The following is a 24,022-nucleotide window of genomic DNA, read 5'->3' as shown; positions in this document are numbered from 1 at the left end:
CGTGACTATCGGTGAGCCGGCGGTGCCCGGCCGGTTCCCCCGGCCGGGCCGCTGGCGCGAGCTGTCAGTCCTGCTCGGCGGCGCGCTGACGCGCTTCGTTGACCGACGCCTCGAGTCGCGCCTTCTCGGCTTCGGCTTCCTTCTCCGCGACCTCACGCTGAGAATCGGCCTTGTCCTGCTGTGCACGGCCTTCGCGCTGCAACGAGTCGTTGCCAACCACGGCGCCCGCGACCTCCTTGGCCTTGCCCTTCACGCCCTCGACGACGCCCTTGACTCCGGCCTCTACTCCGCTGTCGTTGTCAGACACGACTGTCCCTTCGATCGGCCCAGCACTTCCCCGTGTGACGCGAGCGAAACCCGGGGTCGGCAGCTCCACGGCTGCCGTTTACAAGATAAACATATTTCGGTTTACCTTGTAAACCCTTGTGACGATCGCTACGCGACGGGGCGCATTGAAATCAGTCGGAACTTGCCGGTATTCTGGGGTTATAGCGGCGTGCTGGACAGCCAGGGCCGAAGATTTTGACAGGAGCTCAGCCCTGAGCGAGGACACGATCGACTCGGGCGCCGAGCTGCGCGACAACGGTCAACGGGACGGGGGCGCTCGCCGCTCCCCGCGGCTGGATCGCGTCTTGATCCTGGAATCAGCGATTGCGCTGATCGATGAGGAAGGCTTGGCGCATCTCACGATGCGCCGTCTGGGCTCGTGGCTCGGCGTCGAGGCCATGGCCCTGTACCGGTACGTCTCCGGGCGGGACGACCTGTTGGCCGGCGTGGTCGATCACCTCGTCGACCAGCTCTACGATCAGAACCTGATGGAGCCCGACGATGAGGGCGGCAGCTGGCAGGGCTATCTGCAGCGCCTCGCGCACGGTGTGCGCCGCGTCGCCATCGAGCATCCCGAGGTCTTCCCGTTGATGGCCGCGAGTCCACCGCAAGCGCCCTGGCTGTGCCCGCCGCTGCGCAGCCTGAACTGGATGGAAACCTTCCTCGACACCATGCTTCACTATGGCTTCGACGACCGTCAGGCAGTCCAGATCTATCGGTCTTTCGCCACGTTCCTGCTCGGGCACCTCCTTCTCGAGGTAGCGACGATGGGGGTCGAGTTGAGCCCGATCGCCACCGCCGAGCCCGGACAGCACGAATCGTCGGATCTGGCCGACTACCCCCACGTCTATCGCCTGCAGCGCCAACTGGCAGCCAATCGCGCGGCCGACGAGTTCGAAGAATCTCTCGAGGCACTGCTCGATCGACTCGAAGCGATGCGCCGCGCCCGACACAGCCCCTGAGCGGCGGTCCATACCGGTGATGCGATAGAGGTCTGCGGGCCGGTGCAACCTTTCGGCGAGATCGAGCAGTTCGTGGGCTTCCTTTCGCGCCCGGGGATTTGGTGGGTGGGGGCGTGGACGTCGAGATGTTCGGGTGCGGCGGCCGGCGCGAATACCGCGTAGGTCTCAGCGATCTCGAACCCGCGTCGGCGACGAAGACAGTGTCAGTTGTGCAGTGCCGCAGCCAATCTGAGCGCGACCTCCAACTCGAGTCGCCGGCTCGCGACCTGATGCCCCAGCAGTTGCTCGATACGTTCGAGTCGGTATCGCACAGTGTTTCGGTGCACGCCCAGCTCGCGCGCGGTCGCCTCGACACTGCATATCGAGTCCAGATAGCAGGTCAAGGTCTTGCGCAATCGCACAGCGTTCGCGTCCGCTCCCAGAAGTCCGTTGAGCTCTCGCTCGATGAACGAGTCCATCGACTCCTGGTCCTGGCTGATCAGATGCTCCAGCTCGATCGAGTCATAGGCCACGAGTCGGCCGGGCCGAGTGATCCTGTGTGACATCTTCTGTGTGGCAAGCGATTCCAGATGGCTACGCCGAAAGCCCGCCACCCCGTGCGCGGGCAGCCCGAAGGCCGCATGGATCGAGCCACCCGCCAAGCAGACAGAGAGCTCGGCGGTGGGCGAGCGATGGGTACGCGCCCAGCCCCACAGGGTTCGATGGCCGCACGCCAAGGTGAAGCTGCCGCGAGCTTCCAGATGCGCGACGATGCGCTGCGCGGCCCGCTCGAGGTCGGGTAGGCCACCAGCGGCGTTGTCCTCGAGGCGCAGCGCGAATGCCAGATGAGAGTCATCGAGCACGTAGCCCAACCGCGTCTGCGCGGTCGCCGGATCGACCGGTGAACCGGCGATGATCGAAAGCACCGTCTCGCGTCGACGAGAGAAGCGGCCGGCCGGGTCGGGGTCTTGATCGAAAGCGAATGTGCCACTGAGTATTTCGACCGCCGTACCGGACCAGTCCGCGACACAGGCGGCCGAGTACATCAGCAGCTCACGCGTCTCACCCACCGCCGATACCGAAAGCTCGATCTGCTCGGACAGCGTCCGGATCATCGCCTGCTGCCCGGAACGATAGATCCGCAACAACACCTTCAGATCCAGACCCCCGTACGCGATGGACTCCGCCAGCACGTGCGCCTCGTCCGGCAGCTCACTGGGCGTGACGCCGGTGATCAGCGAGGGCAGCATGACCCGCCCCAACGCCGCGGAACTGGCGTGCAGATCGGTACGCAGAACGTAGGTGTCGATCTCTGGCACGTCCCGAAGGATCTGGGTATCGGTGTAGCTGACGATCGACTCGAGTTGGTTGCTGTCGAGGAGATCGGGCACCAGACGACGAAGCCAGGCTTCGGCTTCGGACCCCACGGTCAACGTCGTCATTTCCCCCCCCGAGGGTGAGCCAGGCAGTGGACACCGCCCTCGCCGGAGCCGGTGCGGTAGGTTACTGAACCCTAGTGACGGGCAGCATCGCGACGCCATGGACCTCATGTCGAATCTGCTGCCCACGATTTGTGATCAACTCCAAAACGGAGATCGAAGGCCTGTCGTTCATGACCGATATTCCAGCGTTCCCGGCGCTGATTTCCGCTCGCCACCACGTCGTCTCCCGCCTCAGGGACCGCATCCCCGACGTGACCGGCGAGATCGTCAGCGAGGCCAGAGCGCAGATGCCCTCCTACGCGGCGTTGGGCCACGCCGCCGTGACGACGTATGCGGCCGGTCTCATCGAGCGGATGCTTGCGGCGCTGTCCGACGAACGTGACCTGAACGGCGACGACTGCCGCGAATTGCGTGAATATGGGGAAGCTCGCGCTCAGCAGGGTATCTCGCTGGTCGATGTGCAACACGGCTGGAGAATCGCTCTGCGCAGATTTCGTGCCGCGTTGGTAGCTGACGGCCGAGCCCATCAGGTCTCCGATGACGTCTTGCTGGAACTGAGCCACGCGATGCTGGACCTGGTCGATCAGGCCGCACTCGTCTACGGCCAGGGCCATCGCGAAGTGGAACTCGAGATCGCGCGTCTGGATCACCAGGTGCGCGCCGAGTTCGTGCGGCGGGTACTGCACGGCACGCTCGGCCCCGCCGGAATCCGGGTTCAAGCCCACCAGTACGGCCTCGACATCGACGGAAGCTATCAGGCGTTTCGCACTCGTTCGAAATCGCGTGATTCCGACGCCGAGCTATTGCAGCTCTTGCGGTCGGACGGACTCAAGGTTGTCTTCACCAGCACGATCGACGATGACATCGCCGGGTTCACTTCCGCGCCCGCGACGCTGCGCACCGAGGCCCCGCTCGGGCTCGGGCCCGCGTGCAGACTGGAAGATCTCGGACGCTCGTTCCGCCTGGCGAGCAGACTCCTGCTGACCGCGGACGTCTTCGATCTACAAGGACCGACCGAGCTGACCAGGGTCGGGCTACTGGCTGCCGTAGTCGGCGACGCCGACATAGGCTCTGAACTGGTCAAACACTATTTGGAGCCGGTGGGTGCGGGTTCGGCGGCGCGCACCATCATCGACACGGTCGAACGCCATCTGGACACCGGCATGCACATCGAGACCACCGCGGAGATGCTCGTGGTCCATCCCAATACGATTCGCTATCGGATCAGCCGTTTCGAGGAGCTCGCCGACGCCGACCTGCGTTCTCCGGTGACGGCCGCTCGGGTCTGGTGGGCGATCAAACATCAACGGGCCACCAGCTGAGGATCGGACCGATGTCGAATGTGGCGGCCCTCCGGGGGCCGCCACATCAGTTCGACAGCGCGCAGCACTAATGCCCGTTGCGGGTGTCACCGAACGGTGGGTGGGCTGAGTTCGGTGGGCCGTTGAGACCGAAGGTCGCGACCGGGATCGACGGCGCCGCCGGGAGCGGCGCCATAGCGTGCCGAGCCGATCTATCTGCGCCGGCCTGCTCGTTCGTGAGATATCTCGACGGAATCAACACCAGGGCGTGGACGCCACCGTAGGCCGATTCCTTCAACTGCACAGAGATCTGATGCCGCGCGGCAAGCGAGGCGATGACGAACAGCCCGAGGCGACCGTTCTCAGCGAGCGTCTCGAGGCTGAAACTCGCGGGCTCGGCCAAGAGAGCATTGCGCGCGGTCAGCTCGTCGCCGGTCATTCCTGAACCCTGATCGATGATCTCGAGCACCGCGCCGTTGCCGACGATTCGACCCGTGACCTCCACCTCGGTTTGGCGACGCGAGAACGCGGTAGCGTTGTCCATCAGTTCGGCTAGGACGTGGATGAGGTCCGCCACCACCGCACCCACGACATAGACCTGCGGCAAGCGATGCACCGTGATCCGCCGGTAGTCCAAGCTCTCCGCGACAGAACCGCGCGCTATGTCGTTGAGCGGCACCGGGTTTCGCCACCGCCGTCCCGGCTGCCCGCCGCCGAGAATGATGAGGTTCTCCGCGTTGCGCCGCGCACGGGTGGCGAGGTGATCGAGTCTGAACAGCACATCGAGCCGGGCGGGATCCTGCTCACTCTGCTCGGCCGGATCGAGCAATTCCAACTGCTTTTGCACGATGCTCTGGCTGCGCTGTGCCATATTGACGAACACGGTATTGACGCCCGTACGCAACTTCGCCTCGGCGACCGCGGCGGTCACCGCCGCACTGTGCGCCCGGTTGAAAGCGTCTGCCACCTGCCCGATTTCGTCGGTCCCGAACTGCAGTCGATGTAGCTCAGCGTCCATGTCGAGCTTTTCACCGGCTTCGAGCCGCCGCATCGCCTCGGGAAGATGCTCGTCCGACAATGCCAAGGTCTGCGCACGCAACTGACGCATACGGCCGATGAGCCGGTTGGCCACCAGTACCACGGCAAGAAAGCCGAGGACCGCGGCGGCGAGAACCGCCAGCCCGCCGAGCAACGAATCTCGCGCTGTTCGGTCCGCGTCGTGCACCGCGATCGCCTGTGCTCGGCGGGATTGGGCTTCCCACAACACCGCCAGTTCCGATCCCACCTGAACCGCCGCGGCCTGCACCTCGGCGCGGACCGTCGCCGCGGTGGAGCGCACGCCGGACCTGCCGCCGGGAGCGGACTCCGCCGGTCCGGCGAGCAGCGTTTCCTGCTGGTGCCGGGTCAATAGACCCCAGGCTGGTCCGGCGATGATCGCCTGCAGCTCGCCGAGCTGTTGATCTTGCAATATCGCGGTGGCGAACGCCGCTTCCGAACGCTGCTCTCCCACCTCCGCTGCGAACTCGATGAACTGCTCTCCGGTCATGGTGTCGGCCACGGTCGCAAGAGCATTGGCCCGCGACAGCGCCTCCGAGGCTCGCAGTACCGCGACGCCTTTGAACAGCTCGATGGACACATCCGACGACGGTGCGGCGCGCGCGGCCAACACCGATGCGGCCACGATGACGTCGACTATCGACCCGAACGTCGCGACCACCGCCTCGACCGGCAGTTTGCGGGAGTCGATCTGTGCGCGTAGATCCGGCAACAAGGCGTACAGCTTGTCGTAACCGGCGATATCGGTAGCGAAGTCCGCCCGCATGCGGCTGGCTTCCTGACCTTTTGACTTGACCTCCCCCAGCGTGCCGTTGGACCGCTGACGAGCCGCGATCAGCGATCCTCCGCCAGTGGGCTCCCCAGCGATGTGCAGCACCGACAAGCGCCGCTCCTCCTGGAATGCCTGCACCATCTGCACCGCGGGACCGGTGGTGCCGGAGGCCAATTCGGCCCACTGCCGGGCATCTCGCCCCGCCGCGACCAGATAGGCGGCCGCGCCGACCCCCACCGCGAGCAGCGCGAGACTGGGCACCAGAACGATCGCGATCAAACTGGCGCGAACGCCGAATTTGCCTGTCACGGCCGTGCTTTCGGACCGCCATGTGAGCCGACCTCGGAGGGTCCTTCTAGTAATCACCATCAATATCCGATCGCCGGCGTGTGAATCCGGAACGAGTGCCGATAATCCTCGCGCAGTCTTACCTCCAGCTGACCTGGGCCGATAGGACGTTTCGTCCAAACCGTCACGGAACGACATGGTCACTTCGGCCAATTCGCGAAGTGGCGTCGGCTACCTCGAGTACCGGCTCGCGCGGGACAGAGCAGCGCGCTGGACCGCTCGACGTTGTGAAGCGTTGGGGCAGAACATGATCAGTCAACGAGCGCGGGGTGGGAGATCCGGATACCAACTGTCGCAACACAACACACAGGTGATTGATGTCGATGTAGCATAACTGGCGAGCGGGGGGCTCGGATCTGATCCCGCAGTGGCTCCCTTGCTTGTCGCGAAACTGTTCTGCTGCCGTGAAATACACCAATTCGACAGGAGATCGCCATGCCAGAAGCTCGCCCGAACCGCCTGCGTCTGCTCGCCCCCGATCAGGAAGCCGCCGCGTCGGCCGTCGTTTCCGATCTGCTCACCGGGAACGCGGCCGGTGTCCCCGATTACTTGGTCGATGACATCGCCGCCGTCCGCGGGCGGTGCCGGTTCGCTCAGGTCCGGATTCCCGGCTACGACGGCGATCTGCTCGACGGGATGGCCGCCTGGCCGACCAGCGGTGGCCCCCATGCGCTTGTCGTGCTTCCCGCCGGCTTGGACCCGGCGGGCTGGAAAATGTACTCCGGGGCGCTGATCAGGCTGCTCATTCGCGGCTACGCCGTCGTTGCCTATACCGAGCGCGGCTTGCCCGGTTCCGGTGGCGAGCTGACGGTGGCCGGTCCCGAAGACGTCGCAGACGGCTCGCTGGTCATCGATTGGGCGCTCGATCACCCGGAAATCCAGGCAGATCCGGAGCGTATCGGCCTGGCAGGCATCTCCTACGGCTCGGGTATCGGCCAGCTGGTTGCCCAGTCCGACCCGCGCGTGAAAGCGGTTGTCGCCCTGAGTACGTGGGCCGATCTCGGCGAAGCGTTGTACGACAACCGGACCCGACACATCCTCGCCGCCGAAGCGCTGGCCGCGATCAGCGAGAACCCCAGCGCCGAACTGGTGAAGGTACTCGAGGACTTCCGGACGAACACCGATATCGACGGTGTGCTGGACTACGCGCGACGGCGCTCACCCGCCCACATTCCGGATGAGCGCCGCCCCGTGCCGACCTTCTTCACCAGCTACTGGCACGAGACCATTTTTCCCCAGAACCAGCTGCTGAGCTACTTCGCCGAGTTCCCCGGCCCCAAGCGCCTGGATCTGGCCATCGGAGATCATGGGGCAGTGGAGATCCCGGGCTTGCTGCTCGGCGTGTACACCCGCACCACCGAGGCCGCATACGACTGGCTCGACCACTATCTCAACGGTGTCGACAACGGCATCGATGACGATGGTGTCGTGCACACCGAGACTATGCACAGCTTCACCGTCTCCTCCTCGGTCGGTGTGGAAGATTGGTCGTCCAACCCGATCCGCACCTACCACCTCGCCGCACCTGCGAGCGGATCCGGCGATGGTGCGCTGGTGCTCGACCCGCCCTCGGACTTCAGTCGGAGCGTCCGTTCCGGTGACCCGAATATCCGCGCCGTGAATCAACTGGTCATGGACGGCTTCCGTGAACGGCTACTCATGCCCGTGCGTCACAAGCTCGCCGAGGTCGACCGATCCGCCGCAGCGGTGTGGACGAGCGCCCCGCTCCCGTCGCCGCACCACATCGCGGGCATCCCGCGAATTTGTGTGACGGTGACTCCCACCACCAAGGCCGCCACCGTCGTCGCCTACCTCTTCGACCTGGACGTGGTCACCGGCAACCTGAGAATCATCACCCACGCCGCGACCACCGTGAGCAACGTCGTACCGGAACATCCCACCGCGGTCGAACTGCGCTTGCAGGCCACGGACTATCGAGTTCCCGCCGACCACCGACTTGCTGTCATCCTCGCCACCGAGGACCCCTTGTACGCCGGCGAAACCGAACCCGGCACCGTGGTGACATTGTCCGCCTTCCACGGTGCCGCAGCTATCGATATCCCGATAGCCGACTGATAGCTTCGGCGACTGATTGCCCCAGGACAGCGCGGTCTCGGGCAATCAGTCGCCCCGAAGGGCCAAGGCGGAATTCAGCCCGCGAGCACGAGTTGGTCGTCGGTGGTCTGGGCACGCAGATCCCTGAGCAGTCTGGTGAGTTTGCGAGACACGCTCATCTGGGAGACGCCGAGGCGTTCGGCGATCTCGCCTTGGGTCAGGGTGTCATAGAACCGCCAGATCAGCAGCTGGCGGTCTTCCGGCGACAACTGTGCCAGCAGGGGTGCGACGGTGATCGTGTCTTCGGTCAGTTGGTAGCGGGGGTCTTCGTCGCCGAAAGTGTCGGCGATAGTCATGCTGGGATCGCCGTCGGTGTCACGGGCGGGGGTGTCGAGGCTTCGCGTCTGGAAGGCGTTGGCCGCCACCAGAGTGCGGGCGACATCGGTGACCGGAACATCGAGTTCGGTCGCGAGCTCTTGGGCGGTGGGGGAGCGATGGAGTCGACGGGTCAACTCTTCGGTCGCTGCCCGGACTTTGCCCTGTAGCTCTTTTTCGCGACGCGGAACGTGCAACGGCCAGATGTGGTCGCGGAAGTGTCTGCGCACTTCACCCATGGCGGTGGGGACCGCGAAACCCAGGAACGGTGACCCGCTGGTCACGTCGTAGCGGTCGACCGCCATGACCACGCCGAGCCGCGCGGTCTGGAGCAGATCCTCGAATACTTCACCGCGGCCGGTGTATTTGCGAGCGATGTGCTCGGCGAGCGGGAGGCAGATCTCGATGATCTCCTCGCGCAGAGCGTCGTGTTCGGGGCTGCGCGGGTCGGTCAGCGCCAGGTGTACGAACAAGGGTTCGGCGTGTTCGTAGGTGGGGCGGGTGGCGGTGGTGGACATGCGGATCAGCTCCTGATGTTCGTAATGCTCAACGGGGGGAGGTGACTAAAGGCTGTGGAGGCCCGGCATTTTGGAGGACATCGTCATCGCGGCGCCCAGGCCGGCGGCGCCCGGGGAGGCGACGGTCGGCGACTGGGTCGAGGCGGCCAGGCCCAACGGAAGCAACACGCAGGTCGCCAACACGATGGCTGTTCTGGTCGGGTCCATGCTCGGCGTACTCGGTGCCCGATGACGTGAGTCGGTCATGAGCTCAGGGTTGACCGCCGTGGAGGCGAATAAACCGGAATATGTCGATGATGTTGAGACGGCGACAGTTTCGGAATTCGGGATTGAAACACCCGTCCAATGGGAAGGCGTCAGTTCATGTCTCGCCCCATCCTGCCCGGAGCGTTCGTGCGCGGCTCGGGCATCGGCGAGCGCGAACGTGCTGTCGATCGCGACGCGGACCGTGCCCACGTCGAGCTGGCGGGTTGCTGGCGGCGGTGGTGCCGTCGAGATCGGCGTGGCCCGGGTTCATCGACGAATACGGCCAGATCTGCGGCGTCGCGTCGATCAGCCAGGGAGCGGGAGCGGGGCGATCGACCAGCGGCGATACCTTTAGGTGGTGAAACGGTCACCGGAAACGGATTCCTCGGTCCGGATCATCGACGTCGTGATGGAGATGTTGATGTCGGACGGGTACGACGAGCTGCAGCTCAAGGAGGTTGCTCGTCGGGCCCAGGTTTCGCTCGCGACGGTGTACAAGAAGTTCGCCACCCGTGACGAGCTGATCGTCGCCGCTGTCACACGCTGGATGGCGATCAACAGTTACGCCGAGCTGGAGCTGCCTGTCGCGGGCGAATCGCTGCGCGACGGGTTGGTCCGCGTCATCCGACACGTCTTCGAGCCATGGGAAAGCAATCCCAGGATGCTCGAGGCCTACCACCGCGCGCGCCGGGGCATCGGTGGCCGTCAATTGGACGCCCAGGGCGTCAGCGCCGTGCTGCCGGTCGCCGCGATGTTGTTCGAGGGCTACGACGCCGCTTACGTCGAGGACATCGGACTGATCGTCACCAATATGATCTACGCGTTGACCGGGCGATTCGTCGACAAGGAACTCGATGTGACCGAGATCCTGCCTACGCTGGAGCGAGCGATCGACCGCTTGACGAGCAATAGCGTGGCTCCGCCGGAGAGCGTCCGCGCGACCGACGGCACGGCAGGCTCGCCGTTCCCGGTGTATCCGTCGCTGGCCGGTCCCTACGGACCGGACCGCTAGATACCAGCTGGTATCTCAGATGCCCGTGCTCATAACCCTACTGACCTGCGGTTAAACGATTTCAGGCGCCGCGCGTCAATGCGCAATCGCTGTGATGTAGATCACAAGTTAGTTGAGTGAGACTGCTGTCACATTGGGAGTAACCGGATTACCGTGTGGTCGGCAGGGGCTCCGAGCGGTCGCATTTCGGGCGCGGGGGCGTACCTGTCGAGATCTTCAGATTCGAAGTTTGGATGGGAAGCCCATGGCCGCACAATTCGTCGATTCCGCGCACTGGAGAGCCCACGCCCGCCGACATCCCTTGCGATATCGCCTGGCCATCGTCGCGCCGAATGCCCTGGAAGTCGTTCGCTACGCCGGGGGCTGGCTCTTCGATCGGACGACCGCCGGGTGGGAGGTGACCGTACTGGTCGACGACCACTCCGACGATCGCCCGTTGCAGATCCTGGGTGCGACAGTGCTCGATATCGAACAGTCGCTGGCCGCACCGAAACACGACACGTGGCCGCATGCTGTGGCGGTACCCACCCAGATGTTCGAGGACTGTCGTGTTCGCGACGGAATTCTGGACTGTCTCGACCATCGTTCGGCCGAGCTGTCGCTGTGGGGCGGGGCGCTTCCGGCCGAACTCGAGGATCGGGTGAGAATCACACACCATCGAGTGAGCCGCGCTGCGCGCGCTTTCAAAGCATGCGCCTTGGCAACGGCGGGATTCCCCGCCGAAGAAGTCGGCCCCACCGAAGTGTTCCGCGTCAGCGCGCCGCGGGCCACTGCTGGATTGGTCCCCACGAGTTGACTATGGCAACGGCCGATCGTGAGATAGCCGACTGGGCGCGCGGCTACCTCCGCCGGCACCCGATCGCCGCCTTGGAAACGGTCGGCGGCCAATTCGTCCTCGGTACGCGTGCGTTGCGGTTTCTCGCCATCGACATGGTCACCGGCCGATTCGCGTTCCAGGAGTTCGTCCGGCAGGCCGCGTTCATGGCATCGTCAGCGGCCCTGCCGACGATCTTTGTCGCCTTGCCCATCGGGGTGACGCTGTCCATCCAGTTCGGGTTGCTGGCCGGACAAGTCGGCGCCACCTCGCTCGCCGGCGCGGCGAGCGGGCTCGCGGTGATCCGGCAGGGAGCGCCGATGGTCGCGGCGCTGCTGATGGCCTCGGCAGTCGGCTCGGCGATCTGCGCGGATCTCGGCTCGCGCAAGATCCGCGACGAGTTGGACGCCATGGAGATCATGGGCGTTTCGGTGATCCGGCGACTGGTGGTGCCCCGGCTGGCGGCCGGGGTGCTGATCGGGGTGTCGCTGACGGGAATCGTCTGCTTCGTCGGCTTTCTCGCGGGTTACCTGTTCAATGTCTTCGTCCAAGGCGGGGCACCGGGAAGTTTCGTCGCGACCTTTTCCTCCTTCGCGACCGTGGACGATTTGGTGCTGACCATGATCAAAGCCGTTGTCTACGGAGCGATCGTCGCCGTGGTCGCCTGCGAGAAAGGGCTGACGACCAAAGGCGGACCAGCGGGCGTGGCGAATTCGGTCAACTCGACAGTGGTCTCCTCGATCCTGCTGCTGATGATCGTGAACGTCGCCTTCACCCAGCTGTACATGATCTTGTTGCCACGGCAGGGGTTGTAATGGCCGCGCAGTACTATCCGCCGGGGGTCAGGCCGATCTACCGAGCCGCGGTCCGGCTGGGCTCCGGGGTCATGCGCGTCGGACACATGGGGACGTTCCTGTTTCGGGCCCTGTTCTCGATCCCGGTGATGCTGCGGCACTACCGCAAGGAATTTCTGCGCATCCTGTCCGACATCACCTGGGGCAACGGTTCGATCGTCGTCGGCGGCGGTACCGCGGGCGTCATCATCGTGCTCGGCGCGGCGGGCGGCGCGATCGTGGGCCTGGAGGGCTACAACGCGCTGCACCTGCTCGGCATGGAACCCACCGTCGGGCTGATCGCCTCGACCGCGTCGACCAGGGAATTGGCGCCCATCATGGCCTCGCTGGCCTTCGCCGCCCAGGCGGGTTGCCGGTTCACCGCGCAGCTCGGGGCGATGGGGATCGCCGAGGAGATCGAGGCGATGGAAGCGATGGCCATTCGCGCCATTCCCTATCTGGTCAGCACCAGGATTCTCGCGTCGGTGGTCGCGATGTTTCCCCTGTATCTGGTGTGCCTGGCCGCCAATTATCTGGCGGTCGAAGTGGTGGTCGGCTTGTCCGGCGGTCTGTCGGCGGGCACCTATCAGCACTACTTCCAGTTGGTGCTCAACGGCCCCGACATCGTGTACTCGCTGATCAAGGCGATTCTGTTCGTGATCCTCACCTCGACGATCCAGTGCTACTACGGCTTCTACGCCGCAGGCGGTCCCCAGGGCGTCGGCACGGCGGCGGGCCGGGCGATGCGCGCGTCCATCTCGGTGATGATCCTCGTCAATCTGTTGTTGACCGTGGGTCTGTGGGGCATCGGTTCCAGCGCGCGGCTGGGAGGGTAGATGTCGGCGACTCTGTTCGAGAAGGACGGGCGCGGTCCAGGCGGCTTCTCGCTGCTGCTGCGTGGCGTGCTGCTCATCGCGCTCGCGGTGGCTGTGGTCACGGCGCTGTTGATGAAGTCGACGGGCCGCTTCGACGCCAAGGTGGAAGTCGTCGCCATGCTGGATCAGCTCGGTGATGGCCTACCCGACCGATCCGACGTGAAGTTCCGTGGTCTGCTGATCGGCACCGTGGCCGCGGTGACGCTCGCCGCCGACGGCGGTCCGAATCGGGTCGAGTTGCTGCTCGACCCGGCCTACGCGTCGAGCGTGCCTAGCACGGTCACCGCGCGGGTGGTGCCGAGCAATGTCTTCGCGGTGTCCTCGATCCAGTTGGTGGACAACGGGCCCGGCCCCGCGCTGACCGCCGATACCGAGATCGCCCAGGACCGCAGCCTCGCGACCGTCCAACTCCAGACCGCGCTGACCAAGCTGCGCGAGATCATCGCCGCCACGGGGCGGGTCGGATCCGACAGCACCGTCGGCATGCTCGCCGCAGTGGCTCAGGCCACCGATCGGCGGGGCGGCGACATCGTGCGCGCCGGTGGCCAACTCGACCGGATCACCAAGGAATTCGACGCGCTCCTCACGCCCGACGGTGGTCCCTCGACCCTCGGCGCGATGGCCGAGGCGGTGCACGGTCTGAACGCGGCGGCCCCTGATCTGCTCGATGCCCTGCACTCCGCCGTGCTTCCGCTACGCACGGCCGCCGAGCGGGAGGGTGAACTTCTGAACCTGCTCTCGGCGGGCAACAACACCCTGTCCGCGGTGGGCGGCGGCCTGACCCGACATACCGATCAGATCGTCACCGTGACGAATGATCTTGTTCCGGTTCTCGACGTGGTGGGCGAGGGCGCCGCCGGCTTCGCGCCGATCGTGGTCCGGATCAAGACGATCTCGGATCTCTGGTTCGCCGAGTTCTGGAACTCCGATACCCAGATGGGCACCGGCAAATTTCAGTTCCGATTGAGCCCACACACCGCCTACACCCGCGCGGACTGTCCTCGATACGGCGAGTTGGCCGCGCCGAGTTGCGCCACCGCGCCGACTGCGATCCCCGAACAGGAGTTGTCGCCCAGCATGAATCCGCAGTCGTATCCGGTGCCCCAGCTGAGTCCGGAGATGCAGGACCTGATCCGGCGGATTCTGGGCGGGGAGGCCAATGCCGCGGAATCGGTGCTGGCCCAGTTGCTCTCCGACGCTCCACTGCCGTTCGGGGGCGGCCGATGAGCTTTCGTCGTTCACTGATCGGGCTGAGCCTGTTCTTGATCGTATCCCTCGGACTGATCTGGGTCACCTTCGTCACGCTGCACCGGGGCGTGGACGGCACGGCGAGAACGTATTCCGCGGTCTTCAGCGATGTCACCGGCCTGCGTGTCGGTGACGACGTGCGGATGGCCGGAGTTCGGGTGGGCCGCGTCGACGGGATCGCGCTGGTCGGTAATCGCGCCGAGGTGCGGTTCCGAGTAGAGGAACAACAGAAAGTCTTCGGCAATACGAAGGCCTCGATCACCTATCAGAACGTCATCGGCCAGCGTTACCTCGGCCTGGCGCTGGCCGACTTCGGTGAGCCACAGGAGTTGTCGCCCGGTGGGAAGATTCCGCTCGCGCACACCGAACCCTCGTTCGATATCTCGGTGCTGCTCAACGGGTTCGAGCCACTGTTCGGCGGACTGGACCCGCAGCAGGTCGACAATGTGACCGGTGCGCTGATCACCGCGCTCCAGGGCGACAACACCTCGCTGGTTCTGCTGATCGCGCAGATCTCCACCCTCGCCGAGTCCGTCGCGGGGCCGGATCAGGTGCTCGGCGCGGTGATCACGAACCTGAGCCAGGTGGTGGGAGATCTGGCTGCGCACAGCGGCCAGGTGAGCACCCTGCTCACCCAATCACGGTCGATCATCGACGGGCTCTCGCGCCACCGTGACGAGCTGATGGGGTCGCTGACGACCGTCGCGGCGGTGACCGGTCGCCTCGCGACCGTCGTCGACGACGTGCGGCCACAGTTGAACGAATTCCTCACGCGCGAACCGGGATTCACCAAGCACTTCGAGCAGAACAAGGACAGTTTCGCCTACCTGGGTTTCAACCTGCCCGCCCTGCTGAAGGGGCTGGCCAGGGCGAGCCAGGAAGGGTCCTACCTCAACACCTACCTGTGCAACATGGGAGTGACTTTCCTGCCCGCGCTCGCCACCCTCGTGCCGACCATCGTCGCGCTGGCCTCGCCGACCGGCACCATCCAACAATCACCGATCTGCAGGTGAGGCAATGACATCGAAACATCCGTCGAAGAGCATGCTGGGGCTGATCGCGCTCGGACTGTTGCTCGCCGTCGTCGCCGGGGCGGTGGGATTCAATTCCCTCGGCGTCGGGCAGCAGCGCTACGACGTCGAGTTCGCGCAAGCCGCGGGTCTGCGCGTCGGGGACGGGGTCACCGTCGCCGGCGTCTCGGTCGGTACGGTCGCGGGTCAGCGGCTGGCCGGTGACCGGGTGCTGGTCACCCTGAGCGTCGACCGGTCCGCCGCGCTCGGCGCCGACACCCGCGCCGCCATCAAACTGACCACCCTGCTCGGTGCCCGCTACGTCGAACTGACTCCGGCGGGCGAGGGTGAGATCGCCGATCACCGGATCGGGTTGACCCACACCGCCGTTCCCTACGATCTGCAACAAGCGCTCGACAACGCCACCGCGACGTTCGAACAGATCGACGCCGGTCGCATCGCTACCTCGCTCGACGCACTGGCCGACCAGCTCGACGGCGTGCCGACAGTATTGCCCGGACTGCTGGGCAATCTGCGCTCGCTCGCCGCGCTGCTCGGCAGCCGCCGCAACGAGCTCGGCGCTCTTCTGACGGGCGTGCAACAGCTGACCACCGTGGTCAACGCCCAACAGGGTGACCTTTCGGCCATCGTGACCAGAGGCCGCGACCTGGTCACCGAGATCCTCGCCCGCCGCGGTGCGCTACAGACCCTGATGGACTCGACGCGGCGCCTGGCGGATCAGGTCAGGCTCTTGGTCGTCGAGGACCGGCCGAAGATCGACGAACTGCTGCGCGGTTTCGACGGACTGCTCGGCAGCCTCGCCCGCCACGACGACCTGCTGCGCAACATCCTGCAGATCCTGCCCGTCCCCATCCGCAATTTCGCGAACGCCTCTGGCACGGCCAACGAGGTCGACTTCACCGCGCCGGCCGGGCCGCTGATCGACTCCTGGATGTGCGCGCTGAGCGGTCGAGCCGACCAGGTCGCGCTGGCACCCTACTTCCAGGATTGCAAATGAGAAGACTTGTCACACTGGTCAGGATCGCGCTGATACTCGCACTCGGCGCGCTCGCCGGTTGCGCGGGCAGCCCGGACGATACGAATCGGGCCATCACCGTGACGGCCCGATTCGACAACGGCGCCGGACTCTACGTCGGTAATGCCGTCGCCGTCCTCGGGATGCCCGTCGGTGAGGTCACCGCGATCACCCCGCGCGGTTCTCACGTCGAGGTCACCATGCGTGTCGAGGGCGAGGTGCTCATCCCGGCGGACGCGACCGCGGTCACCGTCTCGACCTCGGTACTGACCGATCGCCACGTCGAGTTCACACCGGCCTATCGTGGCGGCGCCACGCTGGCCGATCACGCGCAGCTCGGCCTCGACCGCACGCGGACCCCCATCGATTTCGACCGCTTGCTCGGCGCCGCGGACGGGATGGCCGCGCAGTTGGCGGGCGCGAGTCCCGATACCGGTCCGATCGCGCGGCTGCTCGATGTGTCCGCGCAGATCGCCTCTGGCAGCGGTCCGGAGCTGCGGGCCACCATGAACGAACTCTCCGGCGCACTACGACTCGGCGACGACGAGGGAGCCCGGACCCAGGCGGCGATCACCGACATCGTCGAACATCTGGCGATCCTGGTTCGCGCCGCGGCCGACAACGACCAGGTGATCCGGGAATTCGGCAGTGCCACAGGTCAATTGAGTGCGGTGCTGGCCGAGCTCGGGATCGGCGCAGGTGACACCGGCGCGCAGATCGTGCAGATCATGCAGCAGACCGACGACCTGCTCACCCAGAACAGCGACAGCCTGCGTTCCACCGTGAACAACGCGACGACGGTGACCCGCGCGCTCGCGGACTACCGCGAGGAGGTCGCCGAGTTCATCGACGTGACGCCGCTGTTGCTGAACAACGCCTACAACGCCATCGATGTCGACTACCGCGGTGTCCGGGTGCATGCCCTGCTGGACAAGGTGTTCTTCGACGGCCAGTTGGTGAAGGAGGTGTGCAACGTTCTCGGTCTGCGCCAACTCGGTTGCAGCACAGGAACATTGCAGGACTTCGGGCCGGACTTCGGTATCACCGACATGCTCGAGGCGATGTCGAGGTTGCCGCGATGAGACAACGATGGTCGTCCGCGTGGACTGTGTTGCTCGCCGGTGTGGTGCTGGCGACCGTGCCCGGCTGCTCGGTGGGCCTCGGCGATCTGCCCTTGCCCGCTCCCGGTGTCGGTGGTGCCAGCTATACGATTCACGCCGGTTTCGCCAATGCGCTGAACCTGCCCGAGCAGGCGAAGGTACGGGTGCTCGGCGCCGACGTCGGCCAGGTCGAGCGGATGTCGGCGCGCGACTACACCGCGGTGGTCACGATGCGCATCCAGCACGGGGTGATCCTGCCGGTGGGTACCAGGGCCGAATTGCGCACCGCGACACCGCTCGGCGATGTCTTCGTCGCGCTCACCCCACCGGACGCCGCCGCGCCCGGGGGGCCACTTCTCCAGGACGGCGACACCATCGCGCTGTCGGCCACCCAGGCCGCGGCCACCATCGAGGAGCTGCTGACGACGGCGTCGCTGCTGGTCAACGGTGGTGTGATCCGGAATTTGACCAACATCGTCAACGGCCTCGGACAGGCTGTCGGCGACCGCGGCGCGAATCTCGCCGGGCTGCTGGACAGATCGACGAGAGTGGTGCAGGCCCTCGCCGCGCGATCAGCCGACATCCGCACGGCACTCGCCGAGGTCGACCAGCTCACCCGGCAATTGCAGGATCAGCGTCGCCCGCTCGGCGAGTTGGTCGACGTCGCGGGTCCGGCGCTCACGATCATGACCGACAGTTCCCAGCAGGCGTTGGCGCTGATCCGGCAGGTCGATCAGATCAGCCGGGAACTGGCGAAGTTCCCCGCCATCGACGGGACCGCCGCGGTCGGCATGGTCGCCGACATCAACCGGATCTCCGCCGGGCTCAATGCGGCCTCGACCGATCCCAACGCCAGTCTGGCGGCGATGAATTCGATACTCGGACCGATCATCAAGGTCACCAACGGCACCTCCGCGCACGTGAACGCCGATCTGCAGGACGTGACGATCGGTGCGCTGCCCGATCCGGCGCACCCCGGTGATCCGGGAAGCCGGGTACCGGACGCGAGCGACTGGCAGGCCCTCGTCGGCACTCTGACCTACACCTTGCTCAAACTGCAGCAGCGCGTGACGGGAGCGGGGCGATGAACGTCCCGGAGCGCACTAGACAGGTGCTCGGCGTGCCCGCTCGCGTAGTCGTCGCGTCGGCCAGGTTCGGCAGCAGGTATCGCTCGCCGCTGTCGAGCGGCGCGCTGTTGGTGACCCTGGTCGTCGGCATCGCGTATCTGATGTTCGGTGCGCTCGGTGTCGACCCGACGGCGGCCACCATGACCGTTCGGGTACACCTCGCGCAGTCCGGTGGGCTACTGGCCGGGCAGAACGTCACCTTGCGCGGGGTGCCGATCGGCGAGGTCGCCTCGATCGAGCTGACCTCCACCGGGCTGGTGGCTACCGCGGCGATCGACGCGGATGCGCTGGTGCCCGCCGACGGTGCGGTACGCGTCGCGAGTCTGTCACTGGCCGGTGAGCAGTATCTCGACTTCCGCCCGGATGGGGACGGTGGTCCGTACTTGACCGACGGCACCGAGATCTCGGTCGAACGGACCTCGACGCCGGTACCGTTGTGGCAGACCCTCGCCCAGCTGGATACCACGCTCGCACAGGTGGATCCGGCGCGGCTGGCGGCGATCGTCGAGGAACTCGGGGTGAGCGAGCAAGGTCCGCGCAAGCTCGCCGACATCATCGACGGCGGAATCTTCCTCGTCTCTACGTTGGATTCGGTGCTGCCTCAGACGGTGAGCCTCTTGCGAGACAGCCGGACGGTGCTCGCCACCGCCGCCGATGCGGCACCGGGGCTCGGTGAATTCGCCGGCGACGCGGCGGAATTGATGGCGGGCGTCGAAGCGAAGACCGGGGGATTCGTCGATCTGCTCGGCGCGGCCCCGGGCACGCTGGGCGCGCTGGACGCGGTGATGGCGCAGAACTCGCGCGGTGTGGTCGACCTGCTCGGCAATCTCGGCACGGTGGCGGACATGGCCAATTCGCGAGTGCCCGCGCTGCAGGAGTTCTTCTTCCCGACAGAACGCGCCGGGTCGACGCTGGGCAATCTCACCGCGGCGTTCCACGACGGCGGCCTCTGGGGGCTGGTCAACCTCTACCCCCGCTATTCCTGTGACTACAACCTGCCGCGGCATTCGCCGTCGCGGCCCGACTTCCCCGAGCCGTACCTCTACACCTACTGCCCGAACGAGGACCCGTCCGTTCTCATCCGTGGCGCGCGCAACGCGCCACGTCCACCGGGCGCACGTATCCCCGGAGCGCCGCCGCCGGGGCAGGCGGCCGACACCCAGGCGATCCCGACTCCACTCGGTCCATGGTCCATCCCGCTCACCTTCGCGGGACCGGAGCTGCCGACACCGGTACCGCGGTGACCGGGCTCAGGGACTCGCACCGCACACCACCACGCAAGGAAGCGCTATGAACGACACAGACACCAAGACCAAGACCGACACCGACACCGACACCGAGATTCTCGAGCCGAAGGCAGCGAAGTCGTCGACGGATCCGGGCGAGACGCCGGTAGCCGATGAGCCCGAGCAGGCCGGGCCGACGACCCGGCACCGGCTGGTGGGGATCGCCCGTCGGATCGCCGTGCCCGTCACGGTGTCGGCCGCCGTGGTGGCGCTGCTGGCGGCCGGGTTCTTCGGCTGGAAACTGGACCAGAGGTCCGACACCGATGCCGCCGCCGAAGCCGGGCTCGCGGCGGCGCGGGCCTACGCCGTCACCCTGACCAGCGTGGACTCCAACCACCTCGATCGTGATTTCGCGGCGGTGCTGGACGGGTCGACCGGCGAGTTCAAGGACATGTACACCCGGTCGAGCGGTCAACTCCGGCAGTTGCTGTTGGAGAACAAGGCGACCGGCACCGGCACGGTGCTCGACGCCGCGGTGAAATCGAAATCCGAGACCAAGGTCGAAGTGCTGTTGTTCATCGATCAGACGGTGACCAATATCGCCGCCGCCGATCCCCGCGTCGACCACAGCCGGGTCCAGATGACGATGGAACTCGTCGACGGACGCTGGCTGGCCAGCCGGGTCTACCTGCCTTAACTCCCTACCCCCTCGATAGCGCGGTCTTCCGTGCTGCCTGGTGGGAATGGGGTTCTCAAAAATGAATATGGTTGTTACCCTCGAAGTACGCGCCTTTGTCGCGGCTTCCCGATCGTCTGGAGTTCTCCGTGACCGATTTCGATACCGTGAACTATTTCACCGACCCGGATCTCATTCCTGATCCACATCCCTATTTCGATCATCTGCGGGCGAAGTGCCCGGTAACCCAGGAGCCGCACTACGGTGTGTACGCTGTCACCGGATACGAGGAATCGGCTGAGGTACTGAAGGATTCGTCGATCTTCTCCTCGGCGGTCGCGGTCGGCGGACCTTTCCCGCCGCTGCCGTTCACGCCGGTCGGCGACGATATCAGCGAGCTGATCGAACAGCATCGGACCGAGTTGCCGATGTACGAGCACATGGTGACGATGGACCCGCCGCAGCACACCTTCGCGCGGTCGGTGTTGAATCGTCTGCTCACACCGGCCCGCTTGAAGGAAAACGAAGAATTCATGTGGCGGCTGGCGGACCAGCAGCTCGACGAATTCGCCGATGTGGGCCACTGTGAATTCCTTTCTCAGTACGCCAAGCCGTTCGCACTATTGGTCGTCGCGGATATGCTCGGCGTTCCCGAAGTCGATCACCAACAATTCCGTGTCGTGCTCGGCGCGCCCCAGCCGGGCGCCCGACCCGGTGCGATCGACAACGAAGCGCTTTCCAGCAATCCGTTGGCCTGGCTGGACGAGAAATTCGTTTCCTACATCTCGGATCGCCGAAACGAGCCACGCGAGGACGTGCTGACGTCGTTGGCGCTGGCGAAATATCCGGACGGCACCACACCGGAGGTCCTCGACGTGGCGCGGTCGGCGACCTTCTTGTTCGCCGCCGGGCAGGAGACCACGGCCAAAGTGCTGGGTGCCGCGGTGCGGTTCATGGGCGATCACCCCGACGTGCAGCAGCGATTGCGCGAGGACCGCAGCTTGATCCCGAACTTCATCGAGGAAACCCTGCGGATGGACGCGCCGGTCAAGAGCGGGTTCCGGCTCGCGCGCCGCGCTACCACCGTCGGTGAGGTGGACATCCCGGCCGGCGGATTGGTGATGTTCTGCCCCGGCGCGGCCAATCGGGATCCGCGGCGATTCGAGGATCCGCACGAGTTCCGCCTCGACCGCGACAACTTCCGCGAGCACATCGCGTTCGGCCGCGGCGTGCACACCTGCCCGGGCGGTCCGCTCGCGCGCGTGGAGGGCCGGGTCTCGATCGAGCGAATCCTGGACCGCCTGCTCGACATCGAGATCAACGCCGATCAACACGGACCGGTCGGCGCGCGCACCTACGGCTACGAACCCACGTTCCTGCTCCGCGGACTCAGCGAACTGCACATCAACTTCACTCCCCATTCCTGACCACGACAACAACGACAGAGGTAGGTAACGATGACCGGACGGGTCGAAGGCAAAGTCGCATTCATCACCGGAGCGGCGCGCGGTCAAGGCCGCAGTCACGCGGTGCGATTGGCGCAGGAAGGCGCGGACATCATCGCCATCGATGTCTGCAAACAACTCGACAATGTGCCGTTCGCGATGTCGACCCCGGAGGATCTGGCGACCACTGCCGATCTCGTTCGGGGCGAGGGCAGGCGAGTGGTCACCGCCGAGGTGGATGTGCGTGACTACGACGGACTCAAAGCCGCGGTCGACGGGGCGGTCGCCGAACTCGGGCGGCTCGACATCATCGTCGCCAACGCCGGCATCGGCAACGAGGGCGGCGCGCTGATCGATCTACAGGAGAATCTGTGGGACGACATGATCGACGTCAACCTCGGCGGGGTGTGGAAGTCGGTGAAAGCCGCTGTCCCGCATATGATCGCCGGTGAACGTGGCGGCTCGGTGATCCTGACGAGTTCGGTGGGCGGGCTCAAGGCATACCCCAACATCGGCCACTATGTCGCCGCCAAGCACGGTGTGGTCGGGCTCATGCGGACCTTCGCGGTGGAATTGGCGCAGCACTCCATTCGCGTCAACTCGGTGCACCCCACGCATGTGAACACACCGATGGTGATGAACGAGGGCACCTACAAGCTGTTCCGTCCCGACCTGGAGAGCCCGGGCCCCGCCGACCTCGAGCCGATCGCCAGGATGTTCCACACGCTGCCGGTGGCCTGGATCGAGCCCGAGGATGTCAGCAACGCGGTGCTGTACCTGGCCTCGGATGAGGCTCGCTACGTCACCGGTGTGCCCCTGCCGATCGACGCGGGCGGAATGCTCAAGTAGTCACCCCGGCCGCGCCGACCGTGGTGGTCGGCGCGGCCCCGAGAAACAACGAAGACGGAGAACGGTCATGAGGGTGTCGGTCGACGAGACCAAATGTGAAGGCCATGCCCTGTGCGCGGGTATCGCGCCCACGGTGTTCGAGGTGAACGCCGAGGACCTGGCCGTGGTGGTAGACGAGAACCCCGGTAGTGCAACACAATCCGAGGTCCACTCGGCGGCGTCGGCTTGCCCGACGATGGCGATCGTGTTGCGCGAGAGCTAGATCCGCTCAGGCGGCGGTGCCGTCTGCGACCGCGCCACCGGTCATGGTGGTGCGGGTCGCGGGCCCGGACCACCCGCACGGCAGCTCACAGGTCGCCACGACGAGGCGTTCGACGCGGCCGTCGAGCGACTTGCGCACCATCTCCGCCGCACCCGCGGGATAACCGCAGCTCTGGCACTTTCCGTAGTAGTCGAGGATCGGTCGGACGCTGATGTGAATGGTCGGGTGCACGGTTCTCCTCCAGTCGTTCAGTCGAGAAAGAGGTCGAGTGTCGGAGTAGCGCCACCGCCGTACCCGGACAGGTCCTCGACCCCGGACGCGGTGAGTATCTCCGCGTCGATGTAGCAGTTCCCGCTGGTCTCGCGGGCAGGCCGGGACAGGATCTCGATCGCGGCGTCGGCCATGATCTCGGGGCTGCGCGCGGACGAGATCAGGCTTTCGCCGTCGGCCATGTTCGCGACCGCCGAGGTGGCGATATAGGTCTGGGGCCACAGGCAATTCGCCGCGATGCCCGCGTCGGCGAACTCGGCTGCCCAGCCGAGCGAGAGCAGGGTCATCCCGTATTTGGACAGTGTGTAGGCGGGATGGGCGCCGAGCCAGTACGGGTTCATATTCACCGGCGGTGACACGGTGAGGATGTGCGGGTTCGCCGAAGAGCGCAGGTGCGGCAGGCAAGCCTTGGTCAGCAGGAACGTGCCGCGCAGATTGATCTGTTGCATCAGGTCGAATTTCTTGACCGAGAGGCTCTCGGTCGGTTCGACGCCGATCGCGCTGGCGTTGTTCACGCAGATATCGATGCCGCCGAATCGCTCGACGGCCAGGTCGACGGCGCGCTGCACATCGGCTTCGTTGCGCACATCGCCGACCACGGCGACAGCCTTTCCGCCCGCGGCCTCCACCTCGGCCACGGCGGTGTGCACGGTGCCGGGTAGCCGGGGGTGCGGCTGCGAGGTCTTGGCCAGCAGAACCAGATTGGCGCCCTGTCTCGCGGCGGCCAGCGCGATCGCAAGACCGATCCCGCGGGAGCCGCCGGAGATGACCAATGTGCGGTCGGTGAGTACGGCGTTCTCGCTGGACATCGGTCTCCTCAGTGCTGGGTGATTCCGCTGATTTACGCAGCGTTCCTCT

General features: G+C 65.7%; 24 protein-coding genes. 17 read left to right on the top strand and 7 right to left on the bottom strand.

Going from position 1 to position 24,022, the window contains the following annotated elements:
• Positions 1–64 precede the first annotated feature (64 nt).
• Positions 65–307, bottom strand: coding sequence for a microaggregate-binding protein 1 (mbp1, locus tag OHS03_RS13210; protein ID WP_062980561.1), 243 nt, complete (start codon positions 305–307; stop codon positions 65–67).
• A gap of 247 nt (positions 308–554) precedes the next feature.
• Here mbp1 and OHS03_RS13205 point away from each other — a divergent pair, with 247 nt between their 5' ends.
• Complete coding sequence (locus tag OHS03_RS13205) at positions 555–1,289, top strand: TetR/AcrR family transcriptional regulator (RefSeq protein WP_407942511.1); 735 nt, start codon at positions 555–557, stop codon at positions 1,287–1,289.
• Positions 1,290–1,492: 203 nt separating this feature from the next.
• Here OHS03_RS13205 and OHS03_RS13200 read toward each other — a convergent pair whose 3' ends face one another.
• Positions 1,493–2,710 (bottom strand): PucR family transcriptional regulator, encoded by a 1,218-nt coding sequence (locus OHS03_RS13200; RefSeq protein ID WP_328662994.1) that lies wholly within the window; start codon positions 2,708–2,710, stop codon positions 1,493–1,495.
• Positions 2,711–2,880: 170 nt separating this feature from the next.
• On the opposite strand from OHS03_RS13200, the gene OHS03_RS13195 reads away from it, so the two are divergent.
• Positions 2,881–4,032, top strand: a complete 1,152-nt coding sequence (locus OHS03_RS13195) for a PucR family transcriptional regulator (RefSeq protein WP_328662993.1) — start codon at positions 2,881–2,883, stop codon at positions 4,030–4,032.
• A gap of 67 nt (positions 4,033–4,099) precedes the next feature.
• Here OHS03_RS13195 and OHS03_RS13190 read toward each other — a convergent pair whose 3' ends face one another.
• Positions 4,100–6,148, bottom strand: coding sequence for a sensor histidine kinase (locus tag OHS03_RS13190; protein ID WP_328662992.1), 2,049 nt, complete (start codon positions 6,146–6,148; stop codon positions 4,100–4,102).
• A 474-nt stretch (positions 6,149–6,622) separates the two neighbouring features.
• On the opposite strand from OHS03_RS13190, the gene OHS03_RS13185 reads away from it, so the two are divergent.
• Positions 6,623–8,263: a CocE/NonD family hydrolase gene (locus OHS03_RS13185; RefSeq protein ID WP_328662991.1), complete on the top strand. Its 1,641-nt coding sequence runs from the start codon at positions 6,623–6,625 to the stop codon at positions 8,261–8,263.
• A gap of 74 nt (positions 8,264–8,337) precedes the next feature.
• Here OHS03_RS13185 and OHS03_RS13180 read toward each other — a convergent pair whose 3' ends face one another.
• Positions 8,338–9,135 (bottom strand): SigB/SigF/SigG family RNA polymerase sigma factor, encoded by a 798-nt coding sequence (locus OHS03_RS13180; protein ID WP_328662990.1) that lies wholly within the window; start codon positions 9,133–9,135, stop codon positions 8,338–8,340.
• A gap of 45 nt (positions 9,136–9,180) precedes the next feature.
• A complete protein-coding gene (locus OHS03_RS13175; protein ID WP_328662989.1) occupies positions 9,181–9,381 on the bottom strand; it encodes a hypothetical protein in 201 nt (66 codons plus the stop codon).
• 358 nt (positions 9,382–9,739) lie between these two features.
• On the opposite strand from OHS03_RS13175, the gene OHS03_RS13170 reads away from it, so the two are divergent.
• The 14 genes from OHS03_RS13170 (at position 9,740) to OHS03_RS13105 (ending at position 22,894) form a co-directional block, all read left to right on the top strand.
• On the top strand, positions 9,740–10,393 hold the full coding sequence (locus OHS03_RS13170) for a TetR/AcrR family transcriptional regulator (RefSeq protein ID WP_328662988.1): 654 nt from the start codon (positions 9,740–9,742) through the stop codon (positions 10,391–10,393).
• 301 nt (positions 10,394–10,694) lie between these two features.
• Entirely contained in the window at positions 10,695–11,189 is a 495-nt protein-coding gene (locus OHS03_RS13165; RefSeq protein ID WP_056815092.1) for a hypothetical protein, read from the top strand.
• Between the two features lie 2 nt (positions 11,190–11,191).
• Positions 11,192–12,022, top strand: a complete 831-nt coding sequence (locus OHS03_RS13160; RefSeq protein ID WP_328662987.1) for an MlaE family ABC transporter permease — start codon at positions 11,192–11,194, stop codon at positions 12,020–12,022.
• Positions 12,022–12,876 carry an ABC transporter permease gene (locus tag OHS03_RS13155; protein ID WP_328662986.1) on the top strand — a complete coding sequence of 285 codons (855 nt, stop codon included), beginning with the start codon at positions 12,022–12,024 and terminating at the stop codon, positions 12,874–12,876. The genes OHS03_RS13160 and OHS03_RS13155 overlap by 1 nt, the downstream gene beginning before the upstream one ends.
• Positions 12,877–14,142, top strand: a complete 1,266-nt coding sequence (locus OHS03_RS13150; protein ID WP_328662985.1) for an MlaD family protein — start codon at positions 12,877–12,879, stop codon at positions 14,140–14,142.
• Positions 14,139–15,176, top strand: coding sequence for an MlaD family protein (locus OHS03_RS13145; RefSeq protein WP_328662984.1), 1,038 nt, complete (start codon positions 14,139–14,141; stop codon positions 15,174–15,176). Before OHS03_RS13150 ends, OHS03_RS13145 begins: the two co-directional genes overlap by 4 nt.
• Before the next feature lie 4 nt (positions 15,177–15,180).
• On the top strand, positions 15,181–16,191 hold the full coding sequence (locus tag OHS03_RS13140; protein WP_328662983.1) for an MCE family protein: 1,011 nt from the start codon (positions 15,181–15,183) through the stop codon (positions 16,189–16,191).
• Positions 16,188–17,291 carry an MCE family protein gene (locus tag OHS03_RS13135; protein ID WP_328662982.1) on the top strand — a complete coding sequence of 368 codons (1,104 nt, stop codon included), beginning with the start codon at positions 16,188–16,190 and terminating at the stop codon, positions 17,289–17,291. The genes OHS03_RS13140 and OHS03_RS13135 overlap by 4 nt, the downstream gene beginning before the upstream one ends.
• Positions 17,288–18,397, top strand: a complete 1,110-nt coding sequence (locus tag OHS03_RS13130; RefSeq protein ID WP_328662981.1) for an MlaD family protein — start codon at positions 17,288–17,290, stop codon at positions 18,395–18,397. The genes OHS03_RS13135 and OHS03_RS13130 overlap by 4 nt, the downstream gene beginning before the upstream one ends.
• Positions 18,394–19,680: an MCE family protein gene (locus tag OHS03_RS13125; protein WP_328662980.1), complete on the top strand. Its 1,287-nt coding sequence runs from the start codon at positions 18,394–18,396 to the stop codon at positions 19,678–19,680. Before OHS03_RS13130 ends, OHS03_RS13125 begins: the two co-directional genes overlap by 4 nt.
• A 46-nt stretch (positions 19,681–19,726) precedes the next feature.
• On the top strand, positions 19,727–20,359 hold the full coding sequence (locus OHS03_RS13120) for an Rv1363c family protein (RefSeq protein ID WP_328662979.1): 633 nt from the start codon (positions 19,727–19,729) through the stop codon (positions 20,357–20,359).
• 128 nt (positions 20,360–20,487) lie between these two features.
• A complete protein-coding gene (locus tag OHS03_RS13115; protein WP_328662978.1) occupies positions 20,488–21,765 on the top strand; it encodes a cytochrome P450 in 1,278 nt (425 codons plus the stop codon).
• A gap of 30 nt (positions 21,766–21,795) precedes the next feature.
• A complete protein-coding gene (locus tag OHS03_RS13110; protein ID WP_328662977.1) occupies positions 21,796–22,632 on the top strand; it encodes a mycofactocin-coupled SDR family oxidoreductase in 837 nt (278 codons plus the stop codon).
• Positions 22,633–22,699: 67 nt separating this feature from the next.
• Positions 22,700–22,894 (top strand): ferredoxin, encoded by a 195-nt coding sequence (locus OHS03_RS13105; protein WP_328662976.1) that lies wholly within the window; start codon positions 22,700–22,702, stop codon positions 22,892–22,894.
• 6 nt (positions 22,895–22,900) lie between these two features.
• Here OHS03_RS13105 and OHS03_RS13100 read toward each other — a convergent pair whose 3' ends face one another.
• Both OHS03_RS13100 and OHS03_RS13095 read right to left on the bottom strand, forming a co-directional pair.
• Positions 22,901–23,125: a hypothetical protein gene (locus tag OHS03_RS13100; protein ID WP_062980586.1), complete on the bottom strand. Its 225-nt coding sequence runs from the start codon at positions 23,123–23,125 to the stop codon at positions 22,901–22,903.
• Between the two features lie 17 nt (positions 23,126–23,142).
• Positions 23,143–23,973 (bottom strand): SDR family oxidoreductase, encoded by an 831-nt coding sequence (locus tag OHS03_RS13095; RefSeq protein ID WP_328662975.1) that lies wholly within the window; start codon positions 23,971–23,973, stop codon positions 23,143–23,145.
• Between the last annotated feature and the right edge of the window lie 49 nt (positions 23,974–24,022).

Source organism: Nocardia salmonicida (assembly GCF_036142455.1).
Taxonomy (GTDB): domain Bacteria; phylum Actinomycetota; class Actinomycetes; order Mycobacteriales; family Mycobacteriaceae; genus Nocardia; species Nocardia salmonicida.
This window is presented reverse-complemented; position numbering and strand designations above follow the sequence as displayed.